General features: G+C 74.3%; 9 protein-coding genes. 8 read left to right on the top strand and 1 reads right to left on the bottom strand.

Annotation, left to right across the window (positions count from 1 at the left end; all coding sequences use genetic code 11):
* Positions 1-5 precede the first annotated feature (5 nt).
* Entirely contained in the window at positions 6-965 is a 960-nt protein-coding gene (deoC, locus tag ACF1BN_RS28730; protein WP_376602226.1) for a deoxyribose-phosphate aldolase, read from the bottom strand.
* A 317-nt stretch (positions 966-1282) separates the two neighbouring features.
* Here deoC and ACF1BN_RS28725 point away from each other — a divergent pair, with 317 nt between their 5' ends.
* The 8 genes from ACF1BN_RS28725 (at position 1283) to ACF1BN_RS28690 (ending at position 11860) form a co-directional block, all read left to right on the top strand.
* Complete coding sequence (locus tag ACF1BN_RS28725; RefSeq protein ID WP_392334493.1) at positions 1283-2839, top strand: hypothetical protein; 1557 nt, start codon at positions 1283-1285, stop codon at positions 2837-2839.
* Between the two features lie 224 nt (positions 2840-3063).
* The gene (locus tag ACF1BN_RS28720; RefSeq protein ID WP_392334492.1) at positions 3064-3705 is read left to right on the top strand and encodes a class F sortase; all 642 of its coding nucleotides are present in this window, start codon (positions 3064-3066) and stop codon (positions 3703-3705) included.
* Positions 3706-3912: 207 nt separating this feature from the next.
* Positions 3913-4545, top strand: a complete 633-nt coding sequence (locus tag ACF1BN_RS28715) for a PH domain-containing protein (RefSeq protein ID WP_392334491.1) — start codon at positions 3913-3915, stop codon at positions 4543-4545.
* A gap of 139 nt (positions 4546-4684) precedes the next feature.
* A complete protein-coding gene (locus ACF1BN_RS28710; RefSeq protein ID WP_392334490.1) occupies positions 4685-5056 on the top strand; it encodes a DUF1508 domain-containing protein in 372 nt (123 codons plus the stop codon).
* A 78-nt stretch (positions 5057-5134) separates the two neighbouring features.
* Positions 5135-6178, top strand: coding sequence for a phosphate ABC transporter permease subunit PstC (pstC, locus tag ACF1BN_RS28705; protein ID WP_392334489.1), 1044 nt, complete (start codon positions 5135-5137; stop codon positions 6176-6178).
* Between the two features lie 14 nt (positions 6179-6192).
* Positions 6193-7407, top strand: a complete 1215-nt coding sequence (pstA, locus tag ACF1BN_RS28700; protein ID WP_392334488.1) for a phosphate ABC transporter permease PstA — start codon at positions 6193-6195, stop codon at positions 7405-7407.
* Positions 7404-9287 carry a phosphate ABC transporter substrate-binding protein PstS gene (pstS, locus tag ACF1BN_RS28695; RefSeq protein WP_392334487.1) on the top strand — a complete coding sequence of 628 codons (1884 nt, stop codon included), beginning with the start codon at positions 7404-7406 and terminating at the stop codon, positions 9285-9287. The genes pstA and pstS overlap by 4 nt, the downstream gene beginning before the upstream one ends.
* Positions 9284-11860, top strand: a complete 2577-nt coding sequence (locus ACF1BN_RS28690; protein WP_392334486.1) for a hypothetical protein — start codon at positions 9284-9286, stop codon at positions 11858-11860. The genes pstS and ACF1BN_RS28690 overlap by 4 nt, the downstream gene beginning before the upstream one ends.
* Positions 11861-11982 lie beyond the last annotated feature (122 nt).

Raw genomic sequence — 11982 nt, 5'->3', positions numbered from 1 at the left:
GTCGATCAGTCCACCGTCACGTAATCGGGGCCGGAGTAGTGGCCGGTCGCCATCTTCTGGCGCTGCATCAGCAGGTCGTTGAGCAGGCTGGAGGCGCCGAAGCGGAACCAGTGGTTGTCCAGCCAGTCCGCGCCGGCGGTCTCGTTGACCAGCACCAGGAACTTGATGGCTTCCTTGGTGTTGCGGATGCCGCCGGCGGGCTTCACGCCGATCTGCACGCCGGTCTGGGCGCGGAAGTCGCGCACCGCCTCCAGCATGAGCAGGGTGTTGGCCGGGGTGGCGTTGACCGCGACCTTGCCGGTCGAGGTCTTGATGAAGTCGGCGCCCGCCATCATGCCGAGCCAGGAGGCGCGGCGGATGTTGTCGTACGTGGACAGCTCGCCGGTCTCGAAGATCACCTTGAGTCGCGCCCGGTCGCCGCACTCGGCCCTGATCGCGGCGATCTGCTCGTAGACCTCCAGGTAGCGGCCTGCGAGGAAGGCGCCGCGGTCGATGACCATGTCGATCTCGTCCGCGCCGGCGGCGATGGCGTCGGCGGTGTCGGCGAGCTTCACGGGGAGGGCGGCGCGGCCCGCCGGGAAGGCGGTGGCGACGGAGGCGACCTTGACGTCGGAGCCCGCGAGGGCGGCCTTGGCGGTGGCCACCATGTCGGGGTAGACGCAGACGGCGGCGGTCGTCGGGGTCGTGCGGTCGGTCGGATCGGGGCGGACGGCCTTGGCGGCGAGGGCCCGGACCTTGCCCGGGGTGTCCGCGCCTTCGAGCGTGGTCAGGTCGATCATGGAGATGGCCAGGTCGATGGCGTACGCCTTGGACGTGGTCTTGATCGAGCGGGTGCCGAGGGACGCGGCGCGCGCCTCCAGGCCCACGGCGTCGACGCCGGGCAGCCCGTGGAGGAAGCGGCGCAGCGTGCTCTCGGACGCGGTCACGTCGGCGAAAGCTGCTGCTGCGGATGCAGTGGTGGGCATGGTCACCAGTCGAGCATATCTACGCGCGTAGCGACCTGTACAGGGGAGGGCGTCCGAGGAGGCCGAGGTCACGGGCGCGGGACGGCGTGGTGCGGCGCGTCGACGCGGCGCGCGGGGGGCGCGAAGGGCGGCGCGCGAAAGGTCCGTCGGGGCGGTGACGGCTGTCACGTGCTCGTGACACGGAGCGGACCGCTCCCCCATACAAGATCTTTAGATTATTCATCAGCAGCCAGCGAGAACTCACCGGCCCTCCCCGAGGAGATGTCAGCGGCATGCGGCTCTGCATCATCCACCGCCGGACCTCTTCGGGAGTCGTTATGCGCACCGCCCTCCGCACCGCCCTCGCCGCCGCGCTCGTCGCGGGCGTCGCCGCCACCCCGGTCCTCGCGGCCGGCAGCGCCTTCGCCGCCGGGACGACCCCGGCGCCGAAGCCCGCCGCCGCCGCTCCGGCGTCGAAGCCGGCCGCTCCGGCCCAGGCAGCGAAGCCGGCCGCCACGACGACCCCGGCCGCGAAGCCCGCCTCCACGACCACCCCGGACGGCAAGGCGGCGGCGCCCGCGCCCGGCAAGGCCGCGGAGACCGCCGGTGCCGGGACCGCCGAAGTCGCTGCCCCCACCGCCGCCCCGCTGCGCACCGTCCAGCTCGCCGGCGGGCTCTCCGCCGAGGTGTACGCCCGGGGCGACCAGCACCCGTACCACAGCGCCACCGTCCTGAAGGGCGGCACGGTGCTCGGCGAGCTGAAGGCCGGGGCGGGCCACCCGCCGAAGGAGACCAAGGTCTTCGCCGGGTACGCGGTGACCCTGGACTCCACGGGCGAGGTGAGCGCCGTCGCGGCCGCCACCACGACGGGCACGCCGGTCCGCACCCAGACCCTCATCGGCGGCACCGTCGCCAAGATCTACAAGGTCAAGGCCGGGAACCACCGCGCCGAGCTGTTCCGCGACGGCCACCCGGTCGGTGTCCTCAAGGCGTACGGGATCTCCGTCGCCGGCCAGGACAACGGCGAGTTCTTCGTCCTCGACCCCGACGGCACCACCCACAACTGGGTCGGCAACGTCGCCCCGAACCGCCCGGGCATCTACCGCTTGGCCGACGGCACCGTGGTGGAGCTCCAGGCGAAGAACGGCTCCTTCGGCCTGCGGCTCATCGACCCCGTCACCGACCGGGGCGGCCCCTACGCCTACGCCAACGGCGAGCGCCGGGTGCTGCGCTTCGGCGGGGCCGTCGTGGTCCTGGAGGCGGACGGCCAGTTCGCCGCTCACATCCCCGGCTCCGCGAAGCAGGCCGCCCCGCAGCCGTACGGCATGGGCGGCGGCGGCCAGGGCGAGGAGACCCCGGTCGACACCGACCCCGACGCCCTCGGCGAGTGCACCGTCACCCGCTTCGTGGACATCGGCGCGGGCACCGGCGCCAAGCTGATCATGAGCCCCGAGGGTCCGAAGGCCAAGCTGATCACCGCCGGCGACGACAAGCTCATCGCCGTCCTCGACCGCGCCCGCCCGTCGCTCCCGAAGGACGCCGGCATCATCGCCCGGATCGTCGACGCCCACAGCGCCACCCCGTCCCTCTACACGAAGACCCAGGGCGGCGACACGAAGGGCGGCACGCACGCCTTCCCGAAGCTTCCCAAGGGCTGCGCGCTGAACGCCGCCCCCGCCGCGCAGGGCGGCGGGACCTCCGCGCGGGGCGAGGGCGCCACCCCGCAGGGCGGCCAGACCTCCGTCGTCCCGAAGGGCGGGGTCGCGGCCGGCGCCGAGCTCGCCGCCGAGGAGGGCCCCGGCACGCTGGTCGCGGTCGGCGCCGCCGCCTCGCTGGCCGCCGCGGGGCTCGGCTTCACCGTGCTGCGCCGCCGTTCCGCCGCGACCCGGGGCTGACCCGTACACCCCGCGCATCCCGTGCGCCCCGCGTACGCCGCGCATCCCGCGCATCCCGTGCACCCCGTGCACCCCGTGCACCCCGTGCACCCCGCACATCCCGTGCGCCCCGCTCCTCGCCCACGACCCGAGCCCGGAGCGTTCCACCCGTCCCAGGCCGGCCGTCATCCACCCCGTGACGGCCGGCCGCCCGTCGTACGGACCCCAGCCGCCGGAGCCCGCCCGTGAAACACCACCAGCACCACCGCCACCGCCGTACCGCTTCCGCCGTGCTCTGCGCGGCCCTCCTCGCCGCGCTCGCCGGCTGCTCGGACGGGACCGGTACGACCGCCACCCCGCCCGCCCGGATCGCCGGGTCCGCGGCGCCGGCCCCCACCGCGAGCGCCGCACCGGTCCGGCCGCTCGCCCGCTCGCTGCCCGTCCGGGTCCAGCTGCCCTCGGCCGCCGTGGACGCCCGCGGGATCCTGGAGCTCGGGCTGAACGCCGACGGCACCGTCGAGGTGCCGTCCGTGGCGCAGGCCGACCGGATCGGCTGGTACGGGAAGGGCGTCACGCCCGGCGAGACCGGGCCCGCCGTCCTCATCGGGCACTTCGACACGGAGCGTGGGCCGGCGGTCCTGAAGGACGTCTCCCGGGTCCGGGTCGGCGACGAGATCACCGTGACCCGCGCGGACGGCACCACCGCCGTCTTCCGCGTCCGCGAGCTGGAACAGGTCGACAAGGACGCCTTCCCGACCGCCAAGGTCTACGGCGACACCCGCCGCCCCGAACTGCGCGTGATCACCTGCGGCGGCGAACTCGTCGACGGGCACCGGCCGGACAACATCATCCTGTACGCCGACCTCGCCGCCGGCGGGAAGGCCTGAGCACCCTTCCTTCCGCCCGGTCGCTCCGGGGCGGGGCCGGGGCGGGGGCGGGGGGAGGGCCGGTCCCGGAGATCCGGCGGGCGCCGGGGGCCGGGCGATGCCGGGGGAGGGCCGATGGAGGCCGGTCCCGGGGGTCCGGCGGGCGCCGGGGCGGGTCCGAGCGGGGCGCCCGAGCCTCCCGGCGCCTCCTGAGGCACAATCGGCGGCATGACGAGCCCCACGCCCTCCGAGCCGCCCCCCGCCGAACGCGTCTACCGCTCCCCCTTCGCCATCGCGGGAGGCGTCTTCCTCCTCGTCCTGACGCTCGTCTTCGTGATCGACGCGCTGGTGCGCGGCGAGGGCAGGGCGCCCTGGCTCGCGCTGGCGGCGCTGCTGGTCGCCGTGCCGCTGATCGTCGCCTTCACCGTCCGGCCCGCCGTGTACGCCGGCGAGGACCGGCTCCGGATCCGCAACCCGTTCCGCTCGATCCTGCTGCCCTGGGGGTCCGTCGCCGACATCCGGGCCGGCTACTCCAGCGAGGTCTTCACCGAGGGCGGCGCGAAGTACCAGCTGTGGGCCGTCCCCGTCTCGCTGCGGCAGCGGAAGCGGGCCGCCCGCAGGGCCGCCCGCGCCGCCCACGACGACCCCCACGGACGCACCTCGGTCACCGCCGACGTCCGGGACAGCGCGGCGCGCACCGCGCCCAGCGACCAGAACGTCGCCGACCTGCGGGAGATGGCCGAGCGCCGGCGGAGCGACGCCGCGACGCAGGGCGAGCCGCAGGTGCGCTGGGCGTACGAGATCATCGCCCCGGCCGTCGTCGGCCTGATCCTCCTCGTGGTGCTCGTCGCCACCGGCTGAGCCCCCGATCCGCTCCCCGCCCCACCGGTGTCCTAGGGGCAACGGCGGGGTGAAGCATGCCTCGCGCGGTTGGTTTGGCTCCCAACGATCCGGGCCGGGTCAATAGATTGCCCGTGCCGAGACTGTGGGGGTGGGGGCAATGACCAAGGGCACCGGTGTGTCCGGAACACGTTGTCTGGTCGACGTCAGAGCCGACGGACGATACGGCTGGCGGCTTGTCGCGCAGAACGGGCGGGTGGTGGCCCGGTCGGGGCAGTGCTTCACCGACCACGCCGCCTGCCGGGCCGCCTTCGCGGCGCTCTGCGCCGGGCACGCGGCGATGGGCGGCGGGGTGCAGCACACCGCCGGCGGCAACGGCTGGGTCTGGCTGCTGCGCGATACCGAGGGCCGCACCGCCGCCCTCTCCGGAAGGGCGTACGAGCGCCACTCCACCTGTCGCTCCGCCTACGACCGCTTCCGCTCCCTGCTGGCCGCCGAGGCCACCCACTGGAGCTCAACCTCCTTATGGTGAACGGAAGTTGCCTCTCGGGCGCCCCTCATTCACCTCGCGGGGCGGGCACGTCAACCGGGCCGGACTTGTGTCCTTCCCGTGACGACCGAGACGACCGATCCGCCCGCGCCGCCCGGCGCCCCCGCAGCGCGGCCCGCCGGCCCGCCCGACACGCCGAGACGGCTGTACGCCGACCCCGGCCCGGCCGACCGGGTCTTCCGCGGCGTCGCCCGCACCGGCGGCGGACTCGTCCTCGCCGTGATGCTCCTCGTCGGCGGCTTCCTCCTGCACCGCGCCTGGCAGGCCCTCGACCGGGCCGGCGGATCCTTCCTCACCACCGAGAACTGGGAGCCCGACGCCGGGAAGTTCGGCATCGCCGCCGTCCTCCTCGGCACCGTCCTCATCGCCCTCGTCGCGATCGTCGTGGCCGTCCCGCTCGCCACCGGCGCCGCGCTGTACATCTCCGAGTACGCACCGCCCCGGCTGCGCCGCACCCTGATCTCCACCGTGGACCTGATGGCCGCCGTGCCCTCCGTCGTCTACGGCCTCTGGGGCGTGTTCTGGCTGGAGGAATCGATCCTGCCGATCGCCCGCTGGATCTCCGCCCACTTCGGCTGGATCCCCTTCCTCCGTGTCGACGGCGCCGACCCGGACGACCCGCTCGCCCCGCCCACCGTCTACACCTCCTCCACCTTCGTCGCCGGGCTCGTCGTCGCGATGATGGTCGCCCCGATCATCTGCTCGATCATGCGCGAGGTCTTCTCCCAGGCCCCCGCCGGTGAGCGCGAGGGGGCGTACGCGCTCGGCGCCACCCGCTGGGGCATGATCCGCGCCGTCGTCCTGCCCTTCGGCAAGGGCGGCATGATCGGCGGCACGATGCTCGGCCTCGGCCGCGCCCTCGGCGAGACCATCGCCGTCTACATGGTCATCTCGCAGGTCTTCACCATCCAGTGGCACGTGCTCCAGACCGGCACCAGCTCGGTCTCCTCGCTCATCGCGCTGCGCTACGGAGAGGCCACCGCCTTCGGCATGTCCGCGCTGATGGCGGCCGGCTTCGCGCTCTTCGTCATGACCCTGATCGTCAACTTCGCCGCCTCGTCCATCGTCGCCCGCAGCCGCTCCGGCGCGTCCAGCGACGCGTAACAGGGGGAACCCCTATGACCATCGCCCCGGAGCGGCCGGCGCCGCGGCCACCCGCCGGACAGGCCCCGCCGGCCGGCCCCGAGCGCCGCCGCGCCACCACCGGCACGCGCGCCACCGACGTCTACGCCGTGCTCGGCGCCGCGGCCGCCGCCCTCGCCCTCACCTGGCTGCTCTTCGCCCGGCTGCTGCCCTTCTCCGGCACCGTCGGCTTCGTCCTCGTCGCGTACGCCCTCTTCCTCGGCCTGTACGCCCTGCTCGTCTCCTTCGACGAGGACGGCCCCGCCGTCCGCGACCGGGTCGCCGGCGTGGTCGTCCGCACCCTCGGGCTCATCCTCCTCGCGGTCCTCGTCTTCGTCGTCGCCTTCACCCTCTGGGAGGGCCGCGAGGCCCTCGTCCACCTCAACTTCTTCACCGAGGACATGAGCCTCGCGGGACCGCTCGAACCCCTTGACGTCGGCGGCGTCCTGCACGCCGTCGTCGGCACCCTGGAGCAGGTCGGCATCGCCCTCGTCCTCACCGTCCCGGCCGGCATCGTCTGCGCCGTCTTCCTCAACGAGGTCCCCGGCCCCTTCGCCCGCCTCGTCCGCACGATCGTCGAGGCGATGACCGCGCTGCCGTCGATCGTCGCCGGCCTCTTCGTCTACGCCACCGTCATCCTCGCCCTGGGCATGGAGCGCTCCGGCCTGGCCGCCGCCCTCGCCCTCTCGGTGATGATGCTGCCGATCATCATCCGCGCCTCCGACGTCGTCATCCGGCTCGTCCCCGGCACCCTGCGGGAGGCCTCGTACGCCATGGGCGCCTCGCGCTGGCGCACGGTCTGGCACGTCGTCCTGCCCACCGCCCGCTCCGGTCTCACCACCGCCGTCATCCTCGGCACCGCCCGCGGGGTGGGGGAGACCTCGCCGGTGCTGCTCACCGCCGGCTTCACCGCCGAGCTGAACGCGCTGCCGACCGCCGGCGCCCAGGTCTCCCTGCCGCTCGCCACCTTCGAACTCGTCAAGTCGCCCGAACCGAACATGATCGCCCGCGGGTTCGGCACCGCCGCCGTGCTGATGCTGCTCGTCCTGCTCCTCTTCGTGCTCGCCCGGATCGCCGGCGGACGCGGACCCGGGCAGCTGACGAAGCGCCAGGAGCGGCGGCGGGCGGCGGCCTCGCGGGAGGACGCGGCCCGGTTCGCCCGCGCCTCCCTCCTTCCCCACCCGCCCGCACCTCCGAGGAGCACGTCGTGAGATCGCCCGTCCCGCTCACCCGCACCCTCCTGGGCCTGGGCACCGTGCTCTGCGCACTGCTCGCCCTCCTCGCGGGCCCGCCCGCCGCCCAGGCCGCCGGCTACACCAAGATCACCGGCTCCGGCTCCACCTGGAGCTCCAACGCCGTCGAGCAGTGGCGGCGCAACATCGGCGCCAACATCGGCCTGACCGTCAACTTCAACGCCAACGGCTCCTCGCAGGGCCGCGAGCAGTTCAAGAACGGCACCGTCGACTTCGCCGTCTCCGAGATCCCGTACGGCCTCACCGACGGCGGCGCCACCGACGTCCCGCCCGGCCGCGGGTACGCCTACATGCCGATCGTCGCGGGCGGCACCGCCTTCATGTACAACCTCCGCATCGGCGGCCGCCAGGTCACCAACCTGCGCCTGTCCGGCCCCGTCCTCGCGAGGATCTTCACCGGGCAGCTGACCATGTGGAACGCGCCCGAGATCAAGGCCGACAACCCCGGCCTCACCCTCCCCGCCCGCCGGATCGTGCCGGTGGTCCGCTCCGACGGCTCGGGCACCACCGCCCAGTTCACCACCTGGCTCGCCAAGGAGCACGGCGCGGTCTGGAACGAGCACTGCCGCCGAGCCGGCCGCTCCACCCCCTGCGGCATGACCTCGTACTTCCCCGTCGTGCCCGGCACGACGGCGGTCGCCAAGTCCGGCTCCCTCGGCGTCTCGGCGCACGTCCGCCAGCCGCAGGGCGAGGGCGCCATCACCTACGTCGAGTACTCGTACGCGGTCAACGCCCACTTCCCCGTCGTCAAGGTCCTCAACCGGTCGGGCCACTACGTCGAGCCGACCGCCCAGGCCGTCGCCGTCGCCCTCCTCAGGGCCCGGATCAACACCGACCGCGCCTCGGCGGACTACCTCACCCAGATCCTCGACGACGTCTACCGCGCGACGGACTCCCGGGCGTACCCGCTCTCCAGCTACAGCTACATGATCGTCCCCACCTCGGACACCGCCCCGCACACCGGGGACAAGGGCCGCTCGCTCGGCACCTTCGCCCGCTACTTCCTCTGCGAGGGCCAGCAGCAGGCCGAGGAGCTGGGCTACTCGCCGCTGCCGAAGAACCTCGTCCAGGCCGGCTTCGACCAGGTCCGCCGCATCCCCGGCGCCCCCACCGGAGCCGTGGACCTCTCCTCCTGCCGCAACCCCACCTTCTCCTCCGACGGCACCAACACCCTCGCCGAGAACGCCCCGAGGCCGAAGCCCTGCGACAAGCAGGGCCCGCGGCAGTGCGCCGACGGCACCGGCGGCGCGCGGGGAGTGGCCACCCCGGTCGTCGACGGCGGGGGCACGGGAGGAGGTGCGGCGTCCGGCGGCAGCGCGACCGGCGGCGGACCGGGCGGCGGCACCGGCGGCACCGGCGCGGGCCCGGGCGCGGGTGCCGGCGGCGGTACGGGATCCGGTACGGGCGCGACCGGCGCGACCGGCGCGGGCACCGGCTCCGGCGGGGCCACGGGCACCACGGGCACGACCGGCACCGGCGGCTCCACCGCGTCGACCGGGGGCACGGCCTCCGGCACGGGCGCCGCCTCCGGGACCGGCTCCGGCACGGGCTCCGGCGGTGCCGCCTCCGGCACCTCCGGCGGGCCCGCCGTCGACCCCGACACCGGCGACCTCATCACGGACGGCGGCGCGGCCGGCGGTGGCGGCGACGCGGGCGGCCTCGGGGGCGCGAACCCCGTCGTCGGCACCCCCGTGACCCTCGCCGCCGAATCGGGCGCGGGCCTGCGCGGCCTGCTGATGGTCCTCTCCGCCTTCCTGCTCCTCGCCACCATCATCGCCCCACCGCTGGTCGGCCGCCTCCTGGCGAACCGCGCCGCACGCCAGGGAGACACCCCGTGAAGCACCGCCGCAGCAGGGCGACAGGCCTCGGGGCCCTCCTCGCCGCCGTCCTCCTCGCCCTCCTCCCGCTCCCGAGGGACACCGTCGCGCTCGCCGCCGAACCGGAGGGCTCGGCGGTGACCAAGCGCGGCACGGCGGGCCCGCACGACGACTTCTCCGGCCTGGAGGTGACCGTCCACCAGACCCGGGACCTGCGGGGACAGGGCGTACGCGTGACGTGGAAGGGCGGCGAGCCCACCGCCCTGGGCACGAACTTCCTCCAGATCATGCAGTGCTGGGGCGACGACCCGGCGGGTCCGGAACGCGAGCAGTGCCAGTTCGGAGCGACCAACATGTCCTCCATCGGCTCGCTCGGCAGCTTCGTCGGCCAGCGCAAGCTGATCGCCGGCACGGACCCCCTGGAGCGGACGTACACCGAGGACATCCCCGACCCGGACGTGCCGGGGCTGAGGACCAGCCCCTTCGTCCCCTTCACCCCCGTGTCCGGGCCGGCCACGACGAGGGTCACCGACTGGACCTACTTCGGCCCCAACGACACCAACGAGGAGGCGTACGCCGTCACCCAGCCCGACGGCACCGGCGAGGTCGGCTTCAACCTCCAGTCCACCCGGGAGGCCCCCCACCTGGGCTGCGGCGACCCCGGCGGCGCGGGCGCGGGCGGCCGCGCCTGCTGGCTCGTCGTCGTCCCCCGCGGCTCCTTCGACCCGGACGGCACGCGCAACAACGGCCGGCCGCAGAGCTCGCCGTTCTCCCAGAGCAACTGGAACCAGCGGATCGTCTTCCCGCTCGACTTCCTCCCGGTCGGCGATCCCTGCCCGGCGGACAAGGCCGAGCGGCGGATCTCGGGCTCCGAGCTGATGACCGAGGCCGTCACCTCGTGGCAGGCGTCCCTGTGCGCCACCGGCACCACCCGCTTCACCTTCTCCCAGCGGGGCGAGGAGCTGGCCCGCACCGCCCTGCTCGCCCCGACGCCCACCTCACCGGGGCTCGCCCTCACCGTCGAGCCGGTGGAGGGCGGCGAGAAGGCCGGCTTCGTCCACGCGCCCGTCGCCGTCAGCGGGCTCACCGTCGGCTTCTTCTGGGAGGCCGACGGCATCGGGCTCGTGAAGGACCTGCGGCTCAACCAACGGCTCCTGGCCAAGCTGCTCACGCTCTCCTACCCGTACGACGTCAGGGTCGGCGTCCACGGGCTCGAACCCCTGGAACACCTGAAGGGCAACCCGAACTCCCTCCTCCGCGACCCGGAATTCCTGGCGCTCAATCCGAAATTCGACGAGTTCCGGCAGGGCGAGCTGAACTATCCCGGCGGAATTCTGCTCTCCGCCGAGCGGTCCGACACCTCCGCGGTCGTCTGGGACTATGTGCGGAGCGATCCGGACGCCCGCGCCTTCCTCGAAGGAAAAGCGGACCCGTGGGGAATGAAGGTGAACCCCCATTACGAGGAACTGGACATCGCGGGCACCCGACTCCACGAATTCCCGAAGGCGGACCCCACCGAGACGACCCTCACCCTGGGCGACCGGACCATCGCCTACGGGGCGGTCGACCGCTCGCCGTACGCCACCGACCTCCACGACGCCGCCCGGTGGATCAGGCGGGGCACCCACAACTCGAAGTTCGAGGCCGAGGACGACACCGCCAACGGCGGGCTCAAGCTGAAGGCCGCGACGACCTACCCCGGCGCCCGCCGGGCCTTCGGGATCGTCGACGCCGCCTCCGCCACCCGGTACAGCCTGGAGCACGCCGCCCTGCCGAACCGGGACGGCACCTTCGTCCGCCCCACCGCCGCCGCCCTGCTCCAGGCGGTCGGACAGTTCCGCGACTCCGCCGTCTCCGGCGTGCTCGCCGCCGACCCGGCGCGGGTCGGCAAGGACGGCTATCCGCTGACGGTGGTCGCCTACGCGGCCTCCTCCAGCAGCCTCCCCGCCGACGCCCGCAAGGACTACGCGCGGCTGATCCGCTACGCCTCCGGCCCCGGCCAGCGGCAGGGCACCGGCCCCGGCGAGCTGCCGTACGGCTACGCCCCGCTCCCCGCGAAGCTCAAGGCCCAGGCGGCCGCGGCCGCCGACCGGCTGGAACGCGGCGCGCCCGCCGAACCGGGCGGACCCTCCGGCACCCCCGGCCCTTCCGCCGGCTCCGGAGGCGCGGGCACGACGGGTCAGGGCACGAGCGACCCCGGCGCCGGTCCCGGCGGCGCCCCCGCGACCGGCACCGGCTCCGCGTCCGGCTCGACCGGCACCGGGTCGGCGGGCGGTACGGGCTCCGGCTCCGGCACCGACGGCGGCGGTACGGGCCCCGGCGCGCCGTCCTCCGCCCCGCCCGCGGGGACCGTCGGCGGCCCCGGCGCCGACGGCGGCACGGGCCCCGGCCCGGCGCCCGGCCCCCAGCTCGCCGCCGGCACCGGCACCACGCCCTCGGGGGTGCTCGGCTGGATCCGCTGGGTCCTGCTGGGCGTCCTGGTCGCCGGCGGAATCGCCGGGATCGCGGGTCCCGCCGTCCTCGGATTCGCCGGCCGGCGGGAGATCCCCGCGGATTCACCTAGGACAGGGATTCGTAACCTGAAAAGCGGCTGAACGTGGTGGTTCCCGGATCCGCCGATAAGGAATCGTTGTTCCCGGCCGGTCGACGGGTCGGCCGGGAAAAAGAATCCGGATCTGCTTGTGCGTGCATTCCATGACATCCGTTTTCACGGAGG

This window comes from Streptomyces sp. NPDC014861 (assembly GCF_043081625.1).
Taxonomy (GTDB): Bacteria; Actinomycetota; Actinomycetes; order Streptomycetales; family Streptomycetaceae; genus Streptomyces.
This window is presented reverse-complemented; position numbering and strand designations above follow the sequence as displayed.